Source organism: Streptomyces sp. R44 (genome assembly GCF_041053105.1).
Classification (GTDB): Bacteria; Actinomycetota; Actinomycetes; order Streptomycetales; family Streptomycetaceae; genus Streptomyces.
The window spans coordinates 1404323-1428752 of sequence record NZ_CP163444.1 but is presented as its reverse complement, the minus strand read 5'-3'; the positions used below and the strand labels follow the sequence as shown (position 1 = coordinate 1428752).

The 24430-nt window shown below is 74.8% G+C and carries 16 protein-coding genes and 2 pseudogenes; 8 read left to right on the top strand and 10 right to left on the bottom strand.

Going from position 1 to position 24430, the window contains the following annotated elements; translation table 11 throughout:
• Nucleotides 1-4: 4 nt before the first annotated feature.
• The 3 genes from AB5J54_RS06535 to AB5J54_RS06525 all read left to right on the top strand — a co-directional run bounded on the left by AB5J54_RS06535 (nucleotide 5) and on the right by AB5J54_RS06525 (nucleotide 5100).
• Entirely contained in the window at nucleotides 5-631 is a 627-nt protein-coding gene (locus AB5J54_RS06535; RefSeq protein WP_369142945.1) for a YigZ family protein, read from the top strand.
• Between the two features lie 261 nt (nucleotides 632-892).
• Nucleotides 893-2071: an exonuclease SbcCD subunit D gene (locus AB5J54_RS06530; RefSeq protein ID WP_369142944.1), complete on the top strand. Its 1179-nt coding sequence runs from the start codon at nucleotides 893-895 to the stop codon at nucleotides 2069-2071.
• Nucleotides 2068-5100, top strand: a complete 3033-nt coding sequence (locus AB5J54_RS06525) for an AAA family ATPase (RefSeq protein ID WP_369142943.1) — start codon at nucleotides 2068-2070, stop codon at nucleotides 5098-5100. Before AB5J54_RS06530 ends, AB5J54_RS06525 begins: the two co-directional genes overlap by 4 nt.
• Here AB5J54_RS06525 and AB5J54_RS06520 read toward each other — a convergent pair.
• The 3 genes from AB5J54_RS06520 to AB5J54_RS06510 form a co-directional block, all read right to left on the bottom strand.
• Nucleotides 5090-5539, bottom strand: a complete 450-nt coding sequence (locus tag AB5J54_RS06520) for an Lrp/AsnC family transcriptional regulator (protein ID WP_369142942.1) — start codon at nucleotides 5537-5539, stop codon at nucleotides 5090-5092. The two genes, AB5J54_RS06525 and AB5J54_RS06520, sit on opposite strands and share 11 nt — an antisense overlap.
• A gap of 74 nt (nucleotides 5540-5613) precedes the next feature.
• Complete coding sequence (locus tag AB5J54_RS06515; RefSeq protein WP_369142941.1) at nucleotides 5614-7317, bottom strand: DUF885 domain-containing protein; 1704 nt, start codon at nucleotides 7315-7317, stop codon at nucleotides 5614-5616.
• Nucleotides 7318-7366: 49 nt separating this feature from the next.
• Complete coding sequence (locus AB5J54_RS06510) at nucleotides 7367-7864, bottom strand: Lrp/AsnC family transcriptional regulator (protein ID WP_030686247.1); 498 nt, start codon at nucleotides 7862-7864, stop codon at nucleotides 7367-7369.
• A 68-nt stretch (nucleotides 7865-7932) separates the two neighbouring features.
• On the opposite strand from AB5J54_RS06510, the gene AB5J54_RS06505 reads away from it, so the two are divergent.
• Entirely contained in the window at nucleotides 7933-9150 is a 1218-nt protein-coding gene (locus tag AB5J54_RS06505; protein ID WP_369149238.1) for a PLP-dependent aspartate aminotransferase family protein, read from the top strand.
• On the opposite strand, the gene AB5J54_RS06500 is transcribed toward AB5J54_RS06505, so the two are convergent.
• The 5 genes and pseudogenes from AB5J54_RS06500 to AB5J54_RS06480 all read right to left on the bottom strand — a co-directional run bounded on the left by AB5J54_RS06500 (nucleotide 9062) and on the right by AB5J54_RS06480 (nucleotide 17940).
• Entirely contained in the window at nucleotides 9062-10498 is a 1437-nt protein-coding gene (locus AB5J54_RS06500; protein WP_369142940.1) for a GNAT family N-acetyltransferase, read from the bottom strand. The genes AB5J54_RS06505 and AB5J54_RS06500 overlap by 89 nt on opposite strands.
• A gap of 88 nt (nucleotides 10499-10586) precedes the next feature.
• Nucleotides 10587-12686 (bottom strand): DUF6493 family protein, encoded by a 2100-nt coding sequence (locus tag AB5J54_RS06495; RefSeq protein ID WP_369149236.1) that lies wholly within the window; start codon nucleotides 12684-12686, stop codon nucleotides 10587-10589.
• Between the two features lie 719 nt (nucleotides 12687-13405).
• Nucleotides 13406-14570: pseudogene (locus tag AB5J54_RS06490) on the bottom strand (SWIM zinc finger family protein).
• Between the two features lie 68 nt (nucleotides 14571-14638).
• Entirely contained in the window at nucleotides 14639-16231 is a 1593-nt protein-coding gene (locus AB5J54_RS06485) for an alkaline phosphatase (protein WP_369142939.1), read from the bottom strand.
• A 299-nt stretch (nucleotides 16232-16530) separates the two neighbouring features.
• Nucleotides 16531-17940, bottom strand: a complete 1410-nt coding sequence (locus tag AB5J54_RS06480) for a PLP-dependent aminotransferase family protein (protein WP_369142938.1) — start codon at nucleotides 17938-17940, stop codon at nucleotides 16531-16533.
• 168 nt (nucleotides 17941-18108) lie between these two features.
• On the opposite strand from AB5J54_RS06480, the gene AB5J54_RS06475 reads away from it, so the two are divergent.
• On the top strand, nucleotides 18109-19416 hold the full coding sequence (locus AB5J54_RS06475; protein ID WP_369142937.1) for a pentapeptide repeat-containing protein: 1308 nt from the start codon (nucleotides 18109-18111) through the stop codon (nucleotides 19414-19416).
• A 3-nt stretch (nucleotides 19417-19419) separates the two neighbouring features.
• On the opposite strand, the gene AB5J54_RS06470 is transcribed toward AB5J54_RS06475, so the two are convergent.
• Nucleotides 19420-20451: a trans-acting enoyl reductase family protein gene (locus AB5J54_RS06470; protein WP_369142936.1), complete on the bottom strand. Its 1032-nt coding sequence runs from the start codon at nucleotides 20449-20451 to the stop codon at nucleotides 19420-19422.
• Between the two features lie 125 nt (nucleotides 20452-20576).
• Here AB5J54_RS06470 and AB5J54_RS06465 point away from each other — a divergent pair, with 125 nt between their 5' ends.
• Together AB5J54_RS06465 and AB5J54_RS06460 are read left to right on the top strand one after the other, a co-directional pair.
• Nucleotides 20577-21554, top strand: a complete 978-nt coding sequence (locus AB5J54_RS06465) for a helix-turn-helix domain-containing protein (protein ID WP_369142935.1) — start codon at nucleotides 20577-20579, stop codon at nucleotides 21552-21554.
• A gap of 48 nt (nucleotides 21555-21602) precedes the next feature.
• Nucleotides 21603-22007: pseudogene (locus tag AB5J54_RS06460) on the top strand (EamA family transporter); the annotation flags it as partial.
• Between the two features lie 480 nt (nucleotides 22008-22487).
• Here AB5J54_RS06460 and AB5J54_RS06455 read toward each other — a convergent pair.
• Nucleotides 22488-23318 carry an alpha/beta fold hydrolase gene (locus AB5J54_RS06455; RefSeq protein WP_369142934.1) on the bottom strand — a complete coding sequence of 277 codons (831 nt, stop codon included), beginning with the start codon at nucleotides 23316-23318 and terminating at the stop codon, nucleotides 22488-22490.
• 154 nt (nucleotides 23319-23472) lie between these two features.
• Between AB5J54_RS06455 and AB5J54_RS06450 the strand changes: the two genes are divergently transcribed.
• Nucleotides 23473-24387: an RNA polymerase sigma-70 factor gene (locus tag AB5J54_RS06450; RefSeq protein WP_369142933.1), complete on the top strand. Its 915-nt coding sequence runs from the start codon at nucleotides 23473-23475 to the stop codon at nucleotides 24385-24387.
• Nucleotides 24388-24430 lie beyond the last annotated feature (43 nt).

Below are 24430 nucleotides of genomic sequence, written 5' to 3'. Positions count from 1 at the left end.
TCGGATGCAGGAGCAGTACCGCACGCCGGCCCGCGAGGGTGTGCACGAGACCGAGATCAACCGCTCGCGCTTCCTCTGCGCGCTCGCGCCCGTCGCCGACGAGCGGGAGGCGCAGGAGTTCGTCGCGCGGATCCGCCGGGAGCACCCGACCGCCACCCACAACTGCTTCGCGTACGTCCTCGGCGCCGACGCCTCCGTACAGAAGGCCAGCGACGACGGCGAGCCCGGCGGCACGGCCGGCGTCCCCATGCTCCAGATGCTGCTGCGCCGCGACATGCGGTACGTAGCCGCCGTCGTCACCCGCTACTACGGCGGCGTGAAGCTCGGCGCCGGCGGTCTGATCCGCGCGTACGGCGGGGTGGTCGGCGAGGCGATCGACGCGCTCGGCACCGTCACCCGGCAGCGCTTCCGGCTCGCCACCGTCACCGTCGACCACCAGCGCGCGGGCAAGCTGGAGAACGATCTCCGGGCCACCGGCCGCGCCGTCCGCGACGTGCGGTACGCCGACGCCGTGACGATCGAGATCGGCCTCCCGGACGCGGACGTCCCCGCCTTCCGCGGCTGGCTCGCCGACGCCACCGCGGGCACGGCCTCCTTCGAACTCGGCGGCGAGGCGTACGGGGACGCGTGATGCGTCACACCTGACGTGCCGAAGCCGCCCCCGCACCAGGGACCGCCCCACGCGCGCGCGTGGACCCGCCCCGCCCACCCTCCCGCTCGGGATAGCGTGGTGGGCGCACAACCGAAGCGCGCAACGAAAGCGCACAACTGAAGCGCGCAACGGAAGCGCGCAGCGCAAGCGCGCATCGAAGCGGCATCGACGCGGCGGCGAAGCGCGCATCAACGGGAACCGGCGGCGAGGAGCGGGGCACATGCGGGGTGGGACGGCATCGTGAGGCTCCTGCACACCTCGGACTGGCATCTCGGCCGGTCCTTCCACCGCGTCGGCCTCCTCGAAGCCCAGGCCGCCTTCCTCGACCACCTCGTGGCGACCGTCCACGCGCACGACGTGGACGCCGTCCTCGTCGCCGGGGACGTCTACGACCGGGCCGTGCCCCCGCTGCCCGCGGTCGAGCTCTTCGACACCGCGCTGCACCGCCTCGCCGAGGCCGGGGTGCCCACCGTCATGATCTCCGGCAACCACGACTCGGCCCGCCGGCTCGGCGTCGGCGCCGGCCTCATCGAACGGGCCGGCATCCACCTCCGTACCGACCCCGACGGCATCGGCACCCCCGTCGTCCTCTCCGACGCGCACGGCGAGGTCGCCCTCTACGGGCTGCCCTATCTCGAACCCGCACTCGTCCGCGAGCGGCTCGGCGCCGAGAAGGCCGGCCACGAGGCGGTCCTCGCCGCCGCCATGGACCGGGTCCGCGCCGACCTCGCCGGGCGGCCCGCCGGGACCCGCTCCGTCGTCCTCGCCCACGCCTTCGTCGCGGGCGGCGCCCCCAGCGACAGCGAGCGGGACATCACCGTCGGCGGTGTCGCCGCCGTCCCCACCGGGATCTTCGACGGCGTCGACTACGTCGCCCTCGGCCACCTCCACGGCAGTCAGACCCTCAGCCCGCGCGTCCGCTACTCCGGCTCGCCGCTCGCCTACTCCTTCTCCGAGGCCGACCACCGCAAGACGATGTGGCTGATCGACCTGGGCCCCAGCGGTCCCGACGGGACGATCACCGGCGACGTACGGCTCGACTGCCCCGTTCCGCGCCCCCTCGCCCGCATCCGCGGCCGGCTCGACGACCTCCTCGACGACCCCGCGCTCGCCCCGCACGAGCAGTCCTGGGTCGAGGCCACCCTCACCGACCCCGTGCGCCCCGCCGAGCCCATGGCGCGGCTCACCGAACGCTTCCCGCACACCCTCCATCTGGTCTTCGACCCCGAGCGGACCGGTGACGACACCGGCGCCTCCTACGCCCAGCGGCTCCGGGACCGCAGCGACCAGCAGATCGCGGAGGACTTCGTGGCCCACGTCCGCGGCGGAGCCGCCCTCGACGGTGCCGAACGGGCCGTCCTGTACGGGGCGTTCGACGACGTCCGCGTCGACACGGCCGAGCGCGAGGTGGGCCGGTGAGGCTGCACCGCCTGGAGATCACCGCGTTCGGGCCGTTCGGCACCACGCAGCGGATCGACTTCGACGCCCTGTCCTCCGCCGGGCTCTTCCTCCTCCACGGGCCGACCGGCGCCGGCAAGACCTCCGTCCTCGACGCCGTCTGCTTCGCCCTGTACGGGAGCGTGCCCGGCGAGCGCCAGACCCGCGGCGCCACCCTGCGCAGCGACCACGCCCCCGTCGGCACGTACACCGAGGTCCTCCTCGAACTGACCGTGGGGGACCGGCGCCTGGAGATCACCCGCCGTCCGGCCCAGCAGCGGCCCAAGAAGCGCGGCGGCGGCTTCACCACCGAGAAGGCCCAGACCTGGCTCCGCGCGTACGACCCGGCCACCGGCGAGTGGGCCGGCCTCAGCCGCTCCCACCAGGAGATCGGCGAGGAGATCACCCAGCTCGTCGGCATGAGCCGGGAGCAGTTCTGCCAGGTCGTCCTTCTTCCGCAGGGCGACTTCGCCCGCTTCCTGCGGGCCGACGCCGAGGCCCGCGGCAAGCTCCTCGGACGCCTCTTCGACACCCGCCGCTTCGCCGCCGTCGAGGAACGCCTCGCCGAACTGCGCCGCACCGCCCAGCAGCAGGTCGAGGACGGGGACGCACGGCTGCTGACCCTCGCCCACCGCATGACCCAGGCCGCCGGCGGCCTCGACGCCGCCCGCGGCCCCGTCGAGGGGCGGCCCGGCGACCCCGGGCTCGCCGACTCCGTCCTGACCTGGGCCGCCGTCGCCCGCACCGAGGCCCGCGAGGCCCTCGACATCACGGGTCTGCGCCTCGCCGCGGCCGAGGGCGTCCGGGCCGTCGCGCGCGCCGCCCTCGACGCGGCGAACGACCTCGCCGCCCGGCAGGCACGGCACGCCGACGCCCTCCGCCGCCGCGAGCGGCTCGCCGAGCGGGCCCCCGAGCGCGACCGCCTCCAGGACTCCCTCGACCGGAGCCTCAAGGCCGACCGGGTCGCCCCCGCGCTCGGACTGCGCCGGGACGCCGAGCGCGAGCACACCGCCGCGCACACGGCCCGGGAGCGGGCCCGCGGCCAGCTGCCGCCCGAGCTCGCCGACGCCGGCGCCGAACACCTCTCCGCCCTCGAACACCGGCTGCGCGAGGAGCTCGGCGGCCTCGACGCGGCCCGCCGCGCCGAGCAGCGCGCGACCGCCGTCGCCGAGGAGCGCACCGTACTCGCCCGGGAGGCGCGCGCCGACGAGGACGTCCTCCGGGACGCGGCCGACTGGCTCGCCGGCTGGGAACCGCGCCGCGCCGCGCTCACCGAACGCGTCGAGGCCGCCCGCGACGCCGCCGCCCGCGCCGAGCACCTCGCCGGCCGTCTCGACCCCGCCCGCCGCCGGCTCGCCGCGGCCCGCCGCCGCGACGCCCTCGCCGAGGACACCCGGACGGCCGAGACCCGCCTCGCGGAGGCCCGCGAGCGGCGCAACTCCGCCCACGAGAGCTGGCTCGACGTCAAGTCCCGCCGTCTGGAGGGCATCGCCGCCGAACTCGCGGTCACCCTCACCCCGGGCGACCCCTGCCAGGTCTGCGGCTCCACCGCCCACCCGGCGCCCGCCCGCACCACCGCCGACCACGTGGACCGCGCCACCGAGGACGCCGCCTACGCGGCCTACACCCGCGCCGAGGAGCACCGCACGGCCGCCGAACGCGACCTGGCCGTCACCCGCGAGGCCTGGTCCGCGGCGCGTACGGAGGTCCTGGCAGGCCCTGAGTCACCGGAGCCCACCGCTCGCGAACTCGCGGACGAGGTGGACGAGTTGGCCCGGCAGCACGCCGAGGCGCACGCGCTCGCCGGACAGACGCACAGCGCACGGGAGGCGCTCGCGCGCGCCGAGCGGGAGTACGAGGAGCGGGTCGGCGCGCAGCGGGAGGCCGAGCGGCGGGTCGCGGCGCGGACCTCGCGCCGGGAGGCCCTGGAGCGGGAGCAGTCCGCGCTCGACGAGGAACTCGCCCGGGGACGCGGCGCGTTCGCCAGCGTGGCCGAACACGCCACCCTCCTGGAGCGGCGCATCGCCCTCCTGGTCGACGCCGCCGGAACCGTACGCACCGCCGAACTCGCCGCCCAGCGCCTCAAGGAGGCCGACGACCGGCTCGCCGACGCCGCCTACCGGGCGGGATTCGCCACGCCCGCCGAGGCGGCAGGCGCACTCCTCGGCGAGAGCGAACGACGCGAGCTCCAGCGGCGCGTGGACGCCTGGCAGGCCGAGGCCGCCGCCGTCGCGGACCGGCTCGCCGAACCCGGCACGGCCGAGGCCGCCGCCCTGCCGCCCGCCGACCCCGCGAGCGCCGAGACCGCGCACACGGCGGCGGAACGCGCGCTCCGCGAGGCGGACTCCGCGCTCGCCGCGGCCCGCGAACGGGCCACCGGCCTCGACGGACTCTCCCGGCAGGCCGTCACCGAGGTCCGCCGCCTCGGGCCGCTGCGCGAGGAGTACGACAGGGTGGCCCGCCTCGCCGCCCTCACCGCCGGCACCTCCGCGGAGAACGAGCGCCGGATGCGCCTGGAGTCGTACGTGCTCGCCGCCCGGCTCGAACAGGTCGCGGCCGCCGCGAGCGCCCGCCTCCAGCGCATGTCCTCGGGCCGCTACACCCTCGTCCACTCCGACGCGCGCTCCGGCGGCAAGCGGTCCGGCCTCGGGCTGCACGTCGTCGACTCCTGGACCGGCAACGAGCGCGACACGGCCACGCTCTCCGGCGGCGAGACCTTCTTCGCCTCCCTCGCGCTCGCCCTCGGCCTCGCCGACGTCGTCACCGACGAGGCCGGCGGGGTCCGGCTCGACACCCTCTTCATCGACGAGGGCTTCGGAAGCCTCGACGACCAGACGCTCGACGAGGTCCTCGACGTCCTCGACTCGCTGCGCGAGCGGGACCGCAGCGTCGGCATCGTCAGCCACGTCGGAGACCTGCGCCGCCGCATCCCGGCCCAGCTGGAGGTCGTCAAGGCACGACAGGGCTCGGCGGTCCGGCTGCGCACCGGAGGGGAAGCGCTCAGCGGCTGAGGGAGCGCCGGGGCAGCGGGGAGGAGTAGACGACGCTGGTGGTCACCGCGCCGAGCGTGGCGATCTTCCCCGTGGTCGCCTCCAGGTGCTTCATGGAACGGGCGGCGACCTTGAGGACGAAGCAGTCGTCGCCGGTGACGTGATGGGCCTCCAGGACCTCGGGCGTGGTGTCGAGCAGGTCGTGGAACGGCTTGTAGTTGCCGTGCGGGTAGCGCAGCCGTACGAACGCGAGGATGGGCAGGCCCAGACGGTCCTGGTCGACGATCGCCGTGTACCCGGTGATCACCCCGGCGTCCTCGAGGCGCCGCACCCGCTCGGTCACGGCCGACGGCGACATGGACACCGCGCGGGCGAGTTCGGCGAAGCTGGCGCGGCCCTCGGACTGGAGGGCTTCGAGGATGCGCCAGTCGGTGGCGTCCGGAGTGTATTCGGTGCTCATGGGGGAGAGCGTGCAGGGGAATCCCCGGTCGATCAAGTGAACGACCGGGGATTCTCGGGGAGTGGTCCGTGCGATCAGAGGCGGGAGATCTCGTCCACCAGGTCGTCCAGGCCCAGCGGGCCCAGGGAGAGCGCCGCCATGTGCCAGGCCTTCGCGTCGAAGGCGTCGCCGTGCGCGGCCCGCGCGTTGGCGCGGCCGAGCAGCCAGGCGCGCTCGCCCAGCTTGTAGCCGATCGCCTGGCCCGGCATCGACAGGTAGCGGGTCATCTCGCTCTCCACGAACGACGGCGGGCGGCTGCTGTGCAGCTGGAAGAACTCCTGGGCGAGCTCCGGCGTCCACCGCTCGCCCGGGTGGAACGGCGACTCCGCGGGGATCTCCAGGCCGACGTGCATGCCGATGTCCACGATCACCCGGCACGCGCGCATCATCTGGCCGTCGAGGTAGCCGAGGCGGCGCTCCGCGTCGGGCAGGAAGCCGAGTTCGTCCATGAGGCGCTCCGCGTACAGCGCCCAGCCCTCCGAGTTCGCGCTGACCTTGCCGATCGTGGCCTGGTAGCGGGAGAGCCGGTCGGCGACGTGCACCCACTGCGCGAGCTGGAGGTGGTGGCCGGGCACGCCCTCGTGGTACCAGGTCGACACCAGGTCGTACACCGGGAATCGGGTGGTGCCGTCCACGGGCAGCCAGGTGCGGCCCGGGCGCGCGAAGTCCTCGGAGGGGCCGGTGTAGTACGGCGCGGCGGCGCCGCCCGGCGGGGCGATCCGGGACTCCACCCGCCGTACCCGCTCGGCGAGTTCGAAGTGGGTGCCGTCGAGCGCCCCGATGGCCTCGTCCATGAGCTCCTGGAGCCAGACCCTGACCTCCTCGACGCCCTCGATGTGGGTGCCGTGCTCGTCGAGGTGGGCGAGCGCCTCCCACGGGTCGGCGCCCGGCAGGATCCGCTCGGCCTCGGTCCGCATCTCGCCGAGGAGCCGGTGGTACTCGGCCCAGCCGTACGCGTACGCCTGGTCGAGGTCCAGATCGGTGCCGTTGAAGAAGCGGGTCCAGCGCTGGTAGCGCTCGCGGCCCACCGTGTTCGGGGCGTCGGTGACGGCCGGCGCGTACACGTCCCGCATCCAGTCCCGCAGCGTCTCGACAGCCGCGGTGGCATCCTTGGCGGCCGCCGCGAGCTCGGCCCGCAGCTCCTCCGGCTGCGTGTCGGGGCCGGCGGCGGCGAACTCCTCGAACCAGCCGGGCTTCCCGGTGCCGTCGCCCGCCCATTCGGTGAGCTGGCCGATGAAGGTGGCGGTGGGGCGCGGCCCGCCGTAGAGCTTGCGCTCCAGGCCGAGGGCGAGCGCGGCGCGATAGCCCTCGAAAGCGGCCGGGACGGCGCGCAGCCGGGCGGCGACCGCCGTCCAGTCCGCCTCGGTCTCCGTCGGCATCACGGTGAAGACGATCCGGACGCTGTGCGCGGGCGAGCGCATGTTGCTGACCGCGCAGAGGTACTCCTCGGCCTCGTGCACGGCGAGTTCCGCCGCGAGCCGTTCCCGCAGCAGCCGGGCGCAGCGCCGCTCGGCGTCGCTGTCCGCGCCGGGGGCCCGCTCCGCCTCGTCGAGCCGGGCGAGCGTGCGGCGGGCGAGGTCGGCCATCTCGCGCTGCCCTGCGGGCGAGAAGTCCGGCAGCCGTCCGGCGCTCTCCTTGACTCCCAGGTACGTACCGATGATCGGGTCGAGGGCGATGAGGGCGTCGACGTGGTCGTCGGCGACCTGGCGGGGCAGCGGGCTGCTGGAAGTGTCTGGCATGGGGGTCATCCTGATGCCTCCGACGGGCCCGCGTCACCCTCGTCCGGGCTCAGTCGGCTGACAAGGAAGGGCCGGGAGAGGGTGGCAGGAGGGGGCCGCACTCCCACTGCTGGAAGATCAGCCGGGTCTCCACGCGGGCCACCTCGCGGCGCGAGGTGAACTCGTCCAGGACGAGACGCTGCAGGTCGGCGGGGTCCGCCACGGCCACGTGCACCAGGTAGTCGTCGGGACCGGTCAGGTGGAAGAGCGCCCGGGACTCGGGCAGGGCCCGGATCCGGTCGACGAACGGACCGATCAGTTCACGCCGATGCGGTCGGACCTGGACCAGAAGCAGCGCTTCGAGCCCACGCCCGAGTTTGGCCGGATCCAGTCGTAGCTGGTGTCCGAGGATCACCCCGGTGCGGCGCAGCCGCGCCACCCGGTCCAGGCAGGTGGAGGGTGCGACGCCGACCTCGGCGGCGAGTTCGCGGTAGGTGCTCCGGGCGTCGTTCTGCAGGAGGCGAAGAATGTGCAGATCGACCGCGTCCAGTACGACAGAATCGGCCATCTGGCGAACGTAGCACGGCCGATTCCCACTACTTCCCGGTATCCGTTCACAGTGCCGCCATGGACGCCATGGATCACGGCCTCTCGGTCACCCCGAGGGCCCTTGCCACCGAAGCCGTGCACGCCGGCCGCGAAGACCTCGCCGGACTCGGGCTGCACGCCCCGCCGCTCGACCTGTCCACCACCTACCCCTCGTACGACGCCCGGGCCGAGGCCGCCCGCATCGACGAGTTCGCCACCACGGGCGCCCGGCTCGACGGTCCGCCCGTCTACGCCCGGCTCGACAACCCGACCGTGGCCCGCTTCGAGGAGGCCCTCGCCCGCCTGGAGGGTGCCGAGGCCGCCGTCGCCTTCGCCAGCGGCATGGCCGCCCTCACCGCCGTGCTCCTCGCCCGCGCGAGCCAGGGCCTGCGCCACGTCGTCGCGGTCCGCCCGCTGTACGGCTGCAGCGACCACCTCCTCGACGCGGGGCTGCTCGGCACCGAGGTGACCTGGACCGACCCGGCGGGCATCGCCGACGCGATCCGTCCCGACACCGGCCTCGTCATGGTCGAGTCGCCCGCCAACCCGACCCTCGCCGAGGCCGACATACGGGCCATCGCCCACTCCTGCGGCTCCGTCCCGCTGCTCGTCGACAACACCTTCGCCACACCGGTGCTCCAGCGCCCCGTCGAGCAGGGCGCCCGCATCGTGCTGCACAGCGCCACCAAGTACCTCGGTGGCCACGGCGACGTCATGGGCGGAGTCGTCGCCTGCGACGAGGAGTTCGCCCGTACGCTCCGCCAGGTCCGCTTCGCCACCGGCGGGGTGCTCCACCCGCTCGCCGGCTATCTGCTCCTGCGCGGTCTCTCCACCCTTCCGGTACGGGTCAGGGCGGCGTCCTCGACGGCCGCGGAGCTCGTCCGGCGGCTCGCCACCGACCCCCGGATCGCCCGCGTCCACTACCCGCGGATCGGCGGCGCGATGATCGCCTTCGAGGTGTACGGGGACCCGCACGACGTGATCGGCGGCGTGCGGCTCATCACCCCGGCGGTCAGCCTCGGCAGCGTCGACACCCTCATCCAGCACCCGGCCTCCATCAGCCACCGGATCGTGGCCGAGGGAGACCGGCGCTCGGCGGGCGTCAGCGACCGGCTGCTGCGCATGTCGGTCGGCCTGGAGGACGTCGAGGACCTGTGGCGCGACCTGACCCAGGCGCTCAGCGCTCCGCCCGGCGCGCCCCTTCGTGCGGCTGCTCCTGCTGCGTCCGGGCGGCCGGTCGCGGTGCCGGGGCCAGCCGGGCGGTGATGACCAGGGTGCCCTCCTCGATCTGGTAGTCGAGGGGGAGGTTCAGCGCCCGCATCGCGGCCACCATCCCCGTGTTGGAGGACTGCGTCACGGCGTACACGCTGTCGCAGCCGGTCTCCTCGGCCATCGCCACCAGGCGGCCGAGGAGCTCGGAGCCGATGCCGCGCCGCTGCCAGTCGTCCTCGACGAGGAGGGCGACCTCGGTCTCGTCGCCGTCCCACAGCAGGTGGCCGAGGGCGACGAGCCGGCCCGAGGCCGTCTGGACGGCGAGGGTGCGGCCGAAGCGGGGGCTGAGCAGGTGGTCGAGATAGCGTTCGGCGTCGCCGACCGGGCCGTGGTAGCGCAGGCCCAGCGTGCGGGCCGAGCAGCGGTCGTGCATGGCGCGCGCGGCGGCCAGGTCGCGCTGGTCGGCCCGGCGGACGGTGATCTCGTTGCCCTCGGGCAGGGTCAGCACGTCCTGGCTGCGCGGCACACGGGGGCCGAGCCGGGCGTCGAGCTCGACGAGGGCGCGGGCCCGGGCGAACTCGGTCGGGGTGAACGGCAGATAGGGCCGCTCGATGATGAGGGTGCCGCCGTGCGGGTCGCGCAGCCGCATCACGGTCTCCTCCAGGACGCCCTCGACCGGGGCCTGTTCGCCGGTGGGGCGGCCGGTGAGGGAGACCGCCGGCACCGAGTGGAGGGTGCAGCGGCCCAGCAGCTGGCGCAGCGCGAGCGGCAGTTCGGCCGCGTCGAGGGCGGTACGGGTGGCCAGGCCGAGGACCCGGGTGGGGGTGTCCACCAGGTCGTGGGCGTCGGCCCGCTCGGTCCAGGTGTCGCGGCCGCCGGCCGCCGCCGTCTCGCGGGCGAGGGCCTGCGCGGAGAGGTCGGCGGGGGCGCGCAGCAGGAACTCGTCGACCGTGCCGTCGCCGAGCGGGTGGGTCTGGAGGGTGAGGATGTCCACGCCCAGGCGGGCGAGGACCGTGCACAGCGCGGCCAGGCTGCCCGGGGTGTCGGCGACGGTGGTCCGCATCCGCCACAGCGTCGTCTCGGCGGGCGGCGCGGACTCCTCCTTCTCGTCGCGTACGGGTGAGGTCACGGCCTCCGCGGTGGCGCGCCCGTCGGTCTCACCGGCGGGCGGGGCATGGCTGGCATGACTGTGCCGCCGCGCCCACCAGGTGTGGAACGCGGCGGTGGCGACCAGCGCGATCGCCGAGAAGACCAGGAGGGAGGGGCCGTCGGGGCCCTTGGCGATGGTCTTGGCGATCGAGTCGGCCACCACCACGGCGGTGAACATGGCGGCGAGCTCGATCAGGTCGTGCCGCCAGTGGTGCGGACGGCGGGTGCTCTTCGAGGACGTCACATCGGTCATGGCTTCACTGTGACCCAGCGGTGTTGCGTGATCACGAACGCTTTGTGACTGACGGGTTAAGCGCCGATCTGGCGGCTTAACGACCGATTCAGGCCGTTTCTGTCAGAGGCTGATCGGCTCCCTGGTGGAGTGCGCTCAGCAGCCGCTTGGCCTGCACCATCAGCTGCGAGGAACCCCGCCCGGAGGCGAGCGCATCGAGCCCGGAGACCTCACCGCGCGCCCCGCACCGCTCCACACAGTCGGCGGCGACCGCCAGGATCTCGCCGAGCCCGCGGACCGGCTTCGCCTGCGCCGGCAGCGCCGCGAGCAGCGCCCCGAGGATCGCCCAGACCGTCCCGTACGCCCCCGTGGCGGCCGCCGTACGGGCCGCGTCCGCCAGCCGGTTCGGCTTGACCGAGCCCTCCGCGACCAGCCACGCCAGCTCCTCACCGAGCCCACGGGCGTCCAGCTCGCCCCGCGCCGCCAGGACGAGCACGGCGTCCACCGCGCGCAGCCGGTCGTCCGCGTCCACGCAGCCGAGACCGCACGCCAGGGCCAGCAGCACCGCCCGGCCCACCGGGCCCTCGGCCTCGACCAGCGCGGTCAGCGGTTCGGTCGCGCCGCGCGCGTCCCCCTCGGCACCCACGAGCGTCGGCAGGAGACAGGCCGCGAGCAGCTCACGGTCGGCCGGCAGCACGGGAGCCCACTGCGCGCGGTCCTCGATCCAGTGGTGGCAGCGACGGGGGGTCGCCTCCAGGGCGCCACCGAGCCACTGGAAGGCGGGCGGGAACTCCGCCCGCACCGCCCGGTGCTCGCCGGCGTCGACCACGAGCCGGTCGACCAGGTGGTACCGCCGCAGGGTCTTGTCCTCGTCCCGCCGCAGGAACCGTACGGTCGCGCCCACGGCCGCCTCTTCCCTCAGCCAGGCGGCGAGCCCCCGGCCGGCCGCGGTGCCGAGCGCATCCGCCTCCCCGGCCGCCCGCCCCGCCGAAGGATCGGCCCGCGGCACCCGGAGCAGGGCCTGCGCGAGATCGGCCGGGGCGGGCTCGACGTCCGCCTCCCGGTACTGCCGCAGCCGCTCCACCAGGACCAGCGGGTCGATCGCACCCGTGTGCCAGGTGGGTGTGGCGAGGAGGAACGGCAGCGCGTCGGTGCCGACGAGGGCGGCGGCCTCCCACAGACGGGCGTCGAGGACCGCCGACAGCGCCTGATGGAGACAGGAGTCCGCGCCGTGCCCCTTGGTCCGATGGAACTCGACGAGCGTCGGGTCGAGCAGCCCGAGGACCCCCGCGAGCACCACGTGGATCCCCTGGGCGGTGTGCGTGAAGTAGTGGGTCCGCTGCTCCCACGGAGCCGAGGGGAAAGCCTCCCGCACCGCCTCCTCGACCGCCGCCCGGTCCCGGTGCGCGTGCCGCACCAGGCCGTCGAGCGCCCGCTCGAACGCCACGGGGTCCTCCGAGAGCCGCTTCACCACCAGCTCGGCCACCAGCTCCTCGACCGTCGTCGCCGGGGGCGGGACCAGTTGCGCCCCGGGCACCGGCGGCAGGATCTCCTCGTACGGGGGTGCCGGCTCCGGCTCCAGGTCCGCGCCGAACAGCTCCCCGGCGGCCTGCCGGTGCGTCGGGCTCAACAGCCCGGCGGCCTCGGCCAGCTCGCGGCGCACGCCCTCGTCCACGGCGTCCAGATGACGGCCCACCAGCTTGAGGGCCCGCTCCTGGAGATCGGTGTCCTCGTTCCCGAAGGCCTCCGTCACCGCGGGCAGCAGCTCCCCGGCCGCGCCCGGCTCCCGCGCGAGCACCTTGCCGACCAGCGCCAACTGGGCCCGCACCAGCTTCTTCTCGGTACGGAAGAGAACGCCGGACGTCATCTCCGCCAGCGCCCCGACCGGCACCGACCCTGCCGAGGCGAGCTCCACCAGGACGTCCTGGGCGTATCCGGCGACGACCGACGGCGCGTCGGCCGCGATCCCGACCCAGTCCGGGATCCGCGCCCGCAGCTCCTCCGCGTCCGGCGCCAGGAGCCGCACCGTCTCCAGCGGGAGGCGCAGGTTCCGGAGGAGGCCGCCGCGCAGCAGCCGGGACACGCACAGGTCCAGGACCCGCGTACGGTCCAGGACCCCTTCCTCGACGAGCGTCCGCAGCGCCGACGGCCAGTGCCTCTCCGGCCGGCGCCCGACCGGCCGGGTCAGCCGCTCGGGGGGCTCGGCCATCGCGAGCGCGTGCGCCACCAGGGCGGGTGTCTGCGGGTCCTCCCGGAGCCGCTCCACCAGCCGGTCGTCGGTGAGGTGCCAGGTCCACCCGGTGACGTAGCCGTCGGTCGGGGGAACGGTGTGTCCGGCGCGGACGATCAGCCCGTGGAGGAGGGGGTAGCTGTTCTCCGCCACCGCCCGGCGCCCGGCCAGACGCACCGCCAGGTCCGCGGCCCACTCCGGGTCGGGATCGCCGAGCGCCGCGAGGGCCAGGGGCTTGTCCTCCTCCCAGATCTGGAGGTCGCGCGCGCCGAGCCAGCTCGCGGCGCCCGCCGGCGTCGGGAGACAGCCGGCGCCCGCCACGTACAGCGCGCTGCGGATGCGGTTCGGCACGTGCGGGGGTGTCGCCCACTTCCCGGCACGCACCTCGGCGCGCAGCACCTTCAGCCGTGCGAACGCCACCTTGCGCTCGGCGGCGTCGAGCGGCTCCAGAAGTCCCGGCACCCGGTCGGACTCCCCGGCGAGCACCGCGGCGAGCAGCCGGTCGACACCGGACAGGCGCTCCGCGCCGGTTCCCGAATCCGGCCCCTGCGGCGTGTCGGCAGCCACGTCCTCCACCTTGCTCATCCCCGTCCCCACGTCCTTCCCCGGCCCGTTCCCCATGGCGCCCCCTGTCCCGTTCCCCATGCCGTCCCCCGTCCCGCTCTCCACGCCCTGCTGTTCCGCCCGCACCTCCGCGCTCACGACGCCCCCGCTGTGGTCGTCGCTGTGGCCGTCGCGCCCCGGCGTGCCATCCGGACCGCGAGCGCGTGCTTGCACGGGCCCCGGCGGCCCTGGTGGTCCGCCCACCACGGGCACGTGCAGGTCAGCGCCCCGGACGACTCGCGCACGCGGTAGCGCCGTTCGCCCGAGGTCACCGCGGCCAGCTCCCCGTCGAGCTCCACCGCCCCGTCCGCCGGCAGGCTCGGCGTCCCGCGCCGCCTCCTCCGTCGCCAGCGCCTCCAGGACACCGCCCTCGCCGGAGAAGCCCCGCGCGGGGTCCGGCGACAGCGTCCACGTGAGCCGCATGCCCGGCAGGGTCGCCTCCCAGGCGCTCGCCGTGGCCAGGGTCCCGTCGGGCACCGGGCCGTACACCCGCAGCCCCGTCGCGTACCGCAGTACCCGCTCCAGGGCGGCGAGCCGGTCCGGCCCCGGAAGGCACACCGCGCCCGCGCCCGGCCGGGTCGTCGGGCGCAGGGCCCGGCCGGACTGCGCGACCCACAGCGGGCCGCGCCCCCGGGCCCGCCCCCGCGGCAGGGACCGCAGGAACCGGACGGCCTCCGGCCCGCCGAGCTCGGCCCGCAGGTCGAAGCGGGCCGAGGCGACCTGCGCCTCCGCGAAGCCCCGCAGCCAGCGGTCCGGCAGCGGGACCTTCTTCTCCACGACCGCGCCGGCGAGCGTGGTCACGGCCAGTTCCTCGGGGCCGACCCGCAGATGCGGCGGATCGTCCCCGGTCATCCGGGACAGGGCCTCGCGCAGCGGGGCGTTCACGTCGACATGGGTCGTGCCGTGCCCCGTCTCCGTACCGCCGAGTCCTTCGTCGAGCACGTCCAGGCGCGCGTACACCCCGCCGCAGCCGGAGAAGGACTCGAACCGCAGCCGGTCCCCGCTCCCCGTCACCACCGGGTCGAGCGAGCCGGGCCGCATCCGCTGGTGGTAGCGGGCCGCGGCCACGTCGGCGACCGCCAGCAGACCCCGGGCGGCGATCCGCGGTGCGGCCAGGAAGCCCGAGAAGAAGCGCGGATGGGCCTGCGCCCCCGTGGGCGTCAGGCCCCCCGCCGTCTCCACGCCGAGCAGCTGGCCGGAGCCCGTGGACTCCAGCGCGGACGGGCGGACGTAGGCGAGCGCCTGAACGGATCGCGTCATGGGAACGACGTTAGGACCCGCCACTGACAATCAACCGGACCGCGCCTCCGACCGCCTCTGACCTGCGGTTACTGCCCGACCCGCCCCGGCTGCAGGACCTTGCTGAACAGCACCGTCCCGCCCTCGGCCCGCAGCCGTACCGTCAGCTCCCCGCTCCCGCCGTCGATGTCGACCTCGCCGAAGTACTGCGGGCTCTCCATCGGCGACAGGTTCGCCCGCTCCGGCGCCCGCACGAAGACCCGCTCCGGGCCGAAGGTCGCGTCGAGGGCGTTCGCCGGGAACCCGCCGGCCGCCAGCGGCCCGGACACGAACTCCCAGAAGGGGGCGAAGTCCTGGAACGCGGCCCGCTCCGGCGCGTAGTGCTGCGCCGAGGTGTAGTGGACGTCCGCCGTCAGCCACACCGTGCCGGTGATCCGCCGGTGCTTCACGAACCGCAGCAGCTCCGCGATCTGGAGCTCCCGGCCGAGCGGCGCACCCGGGTCGCCCTGTGCGATCGCCTCGAAGTTCGTCGCGCCGTCCGTGACGACGAGACCGATCGGCATGTCCGCCGCGAGCACCTTCCACACCGCCCTGGACGCGGCCAGCTCCCGCTTGAGCCACGCCAGCTGCTCGGCCCCGAGGATCCCGGTGGTGTCGTCGGCCTGCCGGCCGGGCGAGTTGGCGTTCCGGTAGGAGCGCATGTCGAGCACGAACACGTCGAGCAGCGGCCCGTACCGCACCACCCGGTGCATCCGCCGCTCGCGCCCCTCACCGCGCGCGTGAAGGGTGGAGACCGGGAAGTACTCGCCGAACGCGCGCGAGGCGCGGGCCGCGAGGACGTCCACGTCCTTCTCCGTGTAGCGGGCGTCGTCCAGGATCTGGCCCGGGTACCAGTTGTTCCGCACCTCGTGGTCGTCCCACTGCACCACCGAGGGGACCTGGGCGTTGAAGGCCCGGACGTTGTGGTCGAGGAGGTTGTAGCGGAAGTTGCCCCGGTACTCGTCGAGGGTCTCGGCGACCTTCGACTTCTCCGGCGTCGTGACGTTCCGCCAGATCCGCCCGTCCGGGAGGGTCACGCTCGGCTGGATGACCCCGTCGGCGTAGATCGTGTCGCCGCTGCACAGGAAGAAGTCCGGGTCGAGCCGGCGCATCTCCTCGTACGCGCGGAAGCCCCCGATGTCCGGGTTGATGCCCCAGCCCTGCCCCGCGATGTCGCCGGACCAGAGGAAGCGGACCCCGTCGCGGCGCCGGTCCGGGGCCGTACGGAAGGTGCCGAGGACCGGCTCTCCCGCCCGGCGCGGGTCGTCCGGGTCGACGAGGGTGACCCGGTAGTGGACCTGCTCGCCGGCGGGCAGGCCGCGCAGGGCGGTCGTGCCGGTGAAGTCCGTGTCCGCGCCGATCAGCGGCCCGAGGTGGCGGCGCGCGTGCCGGAAGGACTCGGTCGCCGAGGTCTCCACCAGCATCCGCGCCGGCCGGTCCGCACGCACCCACACCAGACCGGAGGAGGCCGTGACGTCACCCGCCTGCACCCCCCACTCGGCCCGGGGCCGGCCCGACAGCGCGAACGCGGGGGCGGCGAGACCGGTGCCGCCGAGGGTGAGCGCCGCCGACGCGGCCAGCGAGCCGCGCAGGACGCTGCGCCGGGCGGGAGAAGGGGAGGAGCCGGGCACGGGAAGGGACATGAAAAGGCCTCCGGGGTCGGGTCGTTCCGGTCGCGGACGGTGCGCCGCCCCGTGCCTGCACGGCCGGGGCGCCGACCCATGCCTAACGGCCGGGTGCGGCTCCCGCGCGAACCCCGCGTGAACAGAACGTCCTTGGGGGCCTGGGGCTTGGATCCAATGTCCGAGATCCAGGACCTCGGATCCGGGATCCAGGACCTCGGATCCGGGATCCAGGACATTGGATCCTGACTTTGAATCCGGGATCCAGGACATTGGATCCCGGATCCCGGATCCCGGATCCCGGATCCAAAGCCTCCGCCTCACCCCCTCCCACACGCCTCCGCCACCAGCCTGATCCCGGTGTCGATGGCCGAAGGTGCCAAGTGCGCGTACCCGATGACGAGCCGTACGTCCCCGTCCGCCGGCCGTGCCGTGCCGTACTCCTCCAGGGGCCGCAGCGCGACCCCGGCCTCCGCCGCCCGTGCCTGGAACCGCTCGGGAGGCCCGAACCGCCCCGGTACGCGCGCGATGACGTGCAGGCCGGCGGCGATTCCGCTCACCCGGGTGCCGGGCAGATGCTCCGCGAGCGCCGCGAGCAGCGCGTCCCGCCGTTCCCGGTAGGCGCGCTGGCAGCGGCGCAGCTGCCGGTCGTACCCGCCGCGCGTCACGAACTCCTGGAGGACGGCCTGGTCGAGTACGGGATTGCCGAGGTCCATGGTCCGCTTGCGTTCGACGACCTCGGCGAGCAGCGCCTCCGGCACGAGCATCCAGCCCAGCCGCAGCCCCGGGGCCAGCGACTTGCTGACAGAGCCCGCGTAGGCGACCCGCTCGGGGTCGAGGCCCTGGAGCGCGCCGACGGGGGCTCGGTCGTAGCGGAAGTCGCCGTCGTAGTCGTCCTCCAGGACGTATCCGTCCACCGCGCGCGCCCAGTCGAGGAGCGCGGCCCGGCGCTCCGCCGACCAGCTGATGCCGGACGGGAACTGGTGCGAGGGCGTCACGACCACCGCCCGCACCCCGGAGTCGGCGAGCGGCCCCGGACGCAGTCCCTCCTCGTCGAGCGGCAGCCACACCGTCTCCATGCCGGTGGAGGCGAACAGCCGTCCGTGCTCCGGGCTGCCGGGATCCTCGATCCCCACCTGACGCAGTCCACGCGCGCGCAGGACGAAGCCGAGGAGCGTCGACGCCTGCGCCACGCCCGAACAGACCACGAGCCGCTCCGGATCGGCGACCACGCCCCGGCGCCGTGCCAGCATCGCGGCCAGTGCCTCGCGCAGCCCGGGGAGTCCGCGCGGGTCCGGGTAGCCGAGCGCCGGGTGGGGGAGCCGCGTGAGCACGGACCGCTGCGCCGCCGCCCACGCGCTCCTCGGGAACAGCGACAGGTCGGGGGTCCCCGGGCGGAAGTCCACCCGGACGCCCGGCGTCCCGGCGGCCAGGTCACGGGCCCCGGGCACGGCCGCGCGGGCCGCACCGCCCACCCAGGTCCCCGCGCCCCGGTCGCTGCGCAGATATCCCTCGGCCGTCAGCTGCTCGTACGCCTCGGTGACGAGCCCCCGCGAGACGCCGAGGTCGGCGGCGAGCTCACGGGTCGACGGCAGGCGCGTCCCGGCCGCGAGCCGCCCCGAACGCACCGCCTCGCGCAGCGCCTCCTGCAACGCCCGCCCCCGCCGCCGCGCCGGAGCCCCGACGGCCGGCAGCAGCACCTCCCAGGCCGCCTGCCCCTGACTCCCCATGCCCCATGGCCCTTCTCGCCGCCCCCGCGCCGCCCCCGCGCCGGGCCCTTCGGTCCGTCCCGGTCGGGACCCATGATGCCGGGGCCCGTGCGGCGGCAGCTACGTCGATCGGGTGCATCGGCGGTGTGGCATCGGCCCGTTCCGGGGTCGGTCGACTGCCATGGTCGGGTGAGGGGACGCACGGGCAGCGGGCTGTTGGCACGGATCGCGGACCGGCGCGAAGCCCGGCGCCGGCGCCGGGGTGCGAGCGATTCCGGCGCGGGCCGTGCCGGCCGCTCGCAGTGGCCCGTGCTGGTGGTGGCCGTGCTGCCCGGTCTGGCCGCGATGGTGGCGCTGCTCTTCACCTGGCGGGAAGTACGGGTCACGGAACAGGGCCAGCTCACGAGCCGGTTCAACGACGCGATCACCAACCTCGGATCCCCGTCGCTCGACGTGCGCTTCGGCGGCATCTACGCCCTCGAACGCATCATGCAGGACTCGCCGCGCGACCAGCCCAGGGTCGTCCAGGTGCTCTCGGCGTACGTGCGCCGCCATGCGAGCGTCCCGGCGACCGGATTCGTGAAGGAGCCGGAGGAACCGCCGGAAGGACAGGAGACGCCCGACCATCGCCGTCCGCCGACGGACGTGACCGCCGTGGTGAACGTCCTGGCCCACCGCGCCCCCCGCCACGACGGGGGCACCCAGGTCGACTGGAGCAGGGCGGACCTCCGGGGTCTGTTCCTGACCAGCTGGGCCGTCAAGGACCTCGCGAAGGTGCCCGAGGGCGGTGCGTTCCCGCGCGAGCGTGCCCCGTTCGCGTACGTCAACCTCGAAGGCGCGGACCTGCGCCATGCCGACCTGTCGGGAATCGACCTGCGGAGCGCGTTCGCGGCCGAGGCCAACCTGAGCAGGTCGTCGCTCCTGCGTGTCGACCTCGGCGAGGCCGATCTGAGCCTGGCCGACCTGTCCGAGGCGAACGTGCTGGAGACGAACCTGGTCGGCGCGGACCTCAGCGGTGCGATCCTGCGAGGGACGTTCCTGGGCACGACGGACGATGCCCCGCTGCGCGTCAAGCCGTCCGATCTCTCCCGTGCCGTGCTCTGGGACGCGGATCTCACCGGCGCGTATCTCGGCGGATCGACTCTGACGGGAGCGATCCTGGCCGATGCCGATCTGACGGACGCGTCCCTGGCCGGAGCCCATCTCCGTGGTGCACGGTTCAGCGCGGCCGACAGGTCCCTGCAGGCCGAGGTCGTCGCCGGCACCGTGGCGGAGAGCGCGAACCTGACCCGCGCGAACCTGACCCGCGCGGACCTGCACGGCGCCGATCTGCACGGCGCCGACCTCCGCCAGGCGAACCTGACCCGCGCGAACCTCACGGGTGCGGACCTCAGCGACGCGGACCTCAGAGGGGCCACGCTGACCGGGGCCAGGCTCGACGACGCCCGCACCGAAGGCGCTCGCGGGCTGCCCGGCTCCGCCGCCACCCCGGACTGATCGTCACCGTCGCACGTCCAGGGTCAGATGCCCGGACAGCGCGCGCAGGAAGTCCGGCGCGTCGAACAGCGCGCCGGCCGAGGCGACGCCCGTCGTGCGGGTCCGGCCGGTGAGGATGCGGTCGACCGCCTCCACCGCGAGCGGTGCGCTGACGGCGTAGATGTCCTGGCCGGCGGCGACGGCCCGGCGTTCCGTGCCCCCGGAGCGCACGACGACGTCCACGAGGAAGGTCTGCGCGGACCGGCCGCGCTCGTCGACGGCGGCCGGTGCCGTCGCGTCCGGAGCCGACAGGTCCTGGGCCGCGTCGACCGCCATGTACGTGCGTACCTCGGGCACCTTCAGATGGCTCGGGACGGTCACCACGTCGGCCATCGTGAACTCGCCGATCACGGGCCGCCTGCCCAGCGGAGCGGGGAAGGGCCACTCCACGACCGAGAACGCGTCGTCGTGGTACTCGAGGCGCCCGCCGGTGTAGCGGACGTGCCGGCCGTTCCGCCGCTCGCGGGAGACCTTGCCCGCCGCGAGGGTGCCCGGCGTGGGGTGCCAGCTGTTCAGCCCGTACGCGACGTGCACCTCGTCGGCGGCCGTCCAGTCGCCCATGGCCGTGGTGGCGAGGAGGTCGCCGAGGCCGCCGTAGAAGGCCATCGCGGGGAGGACGACGGTTCCGGCGGCGCGGGCCCGGTCCGTGAAGCGGGCGAAGGTGTCGGCGTTGGCCTCGATCTCGGCGGCCACGTCCACGTACGGGATTCCGGCGCGCAGGGCGGCGTCGATCACCGGGGCGCCGGTCACGGCGAACGGCCCGGCGCAGTTGATCACGGCCGCCGCGCCGGCCAGCGCGCGGTCGAGCGAGGCCGGGTCGTCGACCGACGCCGGGCGGACGTCGAGGCCTTCGTGCGACGCGGCGAGCGTCCGGAGCCTGTCGGCGTCGCGGCCGGACAGCACCGGGACGAACCCCCGCTCGAGGAGCTCCGCCACCACGAAGCGCCCGGTGTGGCCGTAGGCCCCGAACACCACGACCCGCTGATCCGATCCCATGATTTCTCCCGCCGTTCCCGGTCATCGCACGTGCCCGGTTGTCGAATGTTGAACTACCTCCATCCTGGGGCCTGTCGGCGGCGACCGCGAGTGTCCGGAACGCCATGCCCCGTACAATTACGGACATGCGTACGCTGGCTCTGGCCGTCACCGACGGCATGCTGCACTTCGAACTCTCCCTCGCTTACGAGGTGTTCGGCACCGCCCCGGACGCGGTGGACGTCCCCTGGTACGACGTGACCCTCTGCGGGCCGGGCCCCGCGCGCGTGGAGCGGTTCCGCATGGAACCCGACCAGGGGCTCGACCGGCTCCCGTACGCGGACACGGTGATCGTCCCCGGCTGGGCCGACGTCGACGAGGAACCACCCGCCGACCTGGTCGACGCGGTCCGCGCCGCCCACGAGGCGGGCGCGCGCGTGGCCTCCCTCTGCACGGGCGCGTTCGTCCTGGCCGCCGCCGGCCTCCTCGACGGCCGGCGCGCCACCACCCACTGGGCGCACACCGAGGCCCTCGCCGAGCGGTACCCCCGGGTGGAGGTCGATCCGGACGTCCTCTACGTGGACGACGGCAGCGTGCTCACCTCCGCCGGCAAGGCCGCCGCGATGGACCTCTGCCTCCACCTCGTCCGTCTCGACCACGGCTCGGCGATCGCCAACACGGCCGCCCGCCGCCTGGTCGTGCCCCCGCACCGGGACGGCGGCCAGGCCCAGTTCGTCACCGCCCCCGTACCCACCCGGCGGGACCACCCGCTCACCGAGCTGCTGCCCTGGGCCGTCGCACGGCTCGGCGAGCCGCTGACCGTGGAGGACCTGGCGCGCCGGGCGCGGATGAGCTCGCGCCACCTGGGACGGCACTTCCGGGCGGCGACCGGCACCACCCCGCTGCAATGGCTGCTCACCCAGCGGATCCGCCGCGCCCAGGAGCTCCTGGAGGCCACCGACGACAGCATCGACGCCATCGCGGAGGCCACCGGCATGGGCACCGCCACGACACTCCGCCGCCACTTCCACCGCACCGTCGGCGTCCCCCCGGACACCTACCGCCGCACCTTCCGCTCCCGGACCCGGCCCGTGCGCGACGAGAAGTGGTCCCCGATGGCGTGACGGAAGTGGACCTTCAACGGGGCCGCGCCGGTTCCTAGCGTCGGAGGCATGAACGCGAACGCCCTGCGCGGGGTCCTCCTGGTGACCCTCGCCTACGCCCTCGTCGGAGCCTCCTTCACCGCCAACAGCCTGCTCGGCGCCTACCCGTACGCGGGGGGACAGGCGCTCCGGTACGGCGCCGCCTGCCTGCTCCTCCTCCCGCTGCTCGGCCGCGGCGGGCTCGCCCCGCTGCGGCTCCTGACCGCCCGTCACTGGGTACGGCTCGCCGCCCTCGCGGCCGTCGGCATGGTCGGCTTCAACCTCGCCGTGCTCGCCGCCGAGCGGACCGCCGAGCCCGCCGTCCCCGGCGTCCTGGTCGGCTGCGCCCCCGTAGTCGTCGCCGTCCTGGTCCCGCTGACCGAGGGCCGCAGGCCCGCACCCGCCGTGCTGTACGGAGCGCTGCTCGTCGCCGCCGGCGCCTTCACCGTCCAGGGCTGGGGCCGGACGGACCTGGCCGGGATCGGCTGGTCGGTGGCGGCGCTCGCCGGCGAGGTGGGGTTCACCGTCCTCGCCGTCCCGGTGCTCCGGCTGCTCGGGCCGAAGCTGCTGACGGCGGCCGTGTGCGGGATCGGCGCGGCCGAGGCGGCCCTCGTCGGCCTGGTCGTGGACGGCGCGGGGTTCGTGCGGATGCCGACGGCCGCGGAGACGGGGGCCCTGGTCTGGCAGGCGGCCCTGGCCACGGTCGTGGGATTCGTCCTCTTCTACATGGGCGTCCAGCGCGTCGGCATGGAGAGGGCCACTCTCTACACCGGGGCCATCCCGATCGCCGCCGCCCTGAGCGCCGCCCTGGTCGGAGGCGGCGCCTTCGGCCTCCCGCAGGCGGCCGGCAGCCTCCTCGTGGGCGCGGGCGCCGCCCTCGGCACCGGCCTTTTCACGAGGACGCCCCGGCCCGTCTCAGCGGCTGCCGTCCAGGATGACGCGCGCGACCAGAGCCGGATCGTCGTTCATCGGCACGTGCCCGCAGCCGGGCAGCCGGACCAGGCGCGCGGCGGGCAGGGTGTGCTTGGCGCGGACGCCCTGGCGGCGCAGCAGCAGCCGGTCGCGGCTGCCCCAGGCGACGGTGACGGGAACCGCGGGGACGTCGTCGCGGAAGAGGGCGGTCCGGCCCGCAGCGAGGGTCTGGTGGAAGCCGGTGGCCTCGCGCAGCGCCAGCGTCTCGGCGACGACGGCCTCGGGTGACCGGCGGCCGGGCCGCGCGTAGATGGTGCTGGTGAGGACCGTGCGCCCTGCGGCCGTACGGGAGAGGCGCTCGATCACCGGCATGGGCAGCGACAGGGCGGCGCCCCGCATCGCCCGCAGCGTCCCGAAGGCGTACCGCCGCTCGGCCTCCGACCAGAAGCCGGCGGGGGAGAGGGCGGTGACCGAGCGCACCAGCTTCTCCCGGCCGAGCTCCAGGGCGAGCAGGCCGCCGAGCGAGTTCCCCGCGACATGCGGCCGCTCGAAGCCGACGGCCTCGCAGAAGGCGCCGAGGACGGGGACGACCGTGGACAGGTCGTAGGGGACGCCCTCCGGCAGCCCGTCGGAGGCCCCGAAACCGGGCAGGTCGGCGGCGATCACCTCGCGTTCGGCGGCGAGGACGTCGAGGACGGGCTCCCAGGCCTGCCAGTGGTGCCCGATGCCGTGGAGCAGCAGCAGGGGTTCGCCCGCGCCCCGCCGCTCGTACGTCATGGCCGTGGTGCGGGGACCCGTCGGGGTCTCGATCGTGAACGCGATCCGTGCGGGCATGCGGGCTCCTCGGTTCCTCGTGACGCGCTTCGTGAACACCGGCAGGCGCCAGCTTTTAGACGTCCCGTCAGTAAGAATTACCGCTCGGTAGCAAGGAGTTCAAGACGGGAGCCGGAAACTGGACACGGCCGACGGCGTGGGCTGGGATGGACGCGTGCCCACCGACATCCCAGCAGCCGTTCCCACCCGCACCGACACCCTCACCGAACTCTTCGAGGAGCACCGTCCGATGCTCCTCGGCGTCGCCTATCGGATGCTCGGCCGCACCGCCGACGCCGAGGACGTCGTCCAGGAGGCCTGGCTGCGCTGGACCGCCGCCGACCGGGACGCCGTCCGCGAACCGCGCGCCTTCCTCGTACGGATCACCACCCGGCTCGCCATCGACCGGCTCCGGCAGGCGCAGGTGCGCCGCGAGTCCTACGTCGGCCCCTGGCTCCCCGAGCCCCTCGTCACCGACTTCGGCCCCGCCGCCCCCGACAGCGCCGAGCGCGCGCTGCTCGCCGACTCCGTCTCCCTCGCGGTCCTCGTGGTCCTCGAATCCCTCTCCCCGCTGGAGCGGGCCGTCTTCGTGCTGCGCGAGGCCTTCGGCTTCCCGTACGGGGAGATCGCCACCGCCCTCGACCGCTCCGAGGCGGCCGTGCGCCAGCTCGCCGGACGCGCCCGGCGCCACGTCGACGAGGGCAGGCCGCGCTACGACGTCGACCCGGCCGAGCGCCGCGACGTCACCGAGCGCTTCCTCTCCGCCGCCGCCGGCGGCGACCTCGGCGCGCTCCTCGCGCTCCTCGCCCCGGACGTGCGGCTCGTCGGCGACAGCGGCGGCAAGTCCAAGGCACCGCTGCGGATCATCGAGAGCGCCGACAAGGTCGGCCGCTTCCTCGCCTCGATCGCCCCTGACTCGTGGGCCGGGTACGCGATCCGTTTCCTGGAGCTCAACGGCACCCCGGCCGTGCTCGTCCTCGTCGACGGGAAGCCCGACACCGTCTTCCAGGTCGAGCTCCGCGACGGGCTCGTCCAGTGCGTCTACATCCACCGCAACCCCGACAAGCTCCAGGGCCTCGCGGACGCCTGACGGCCTCGCTCCACGATCACGCCATCCGGCCGGATCTCGCCCC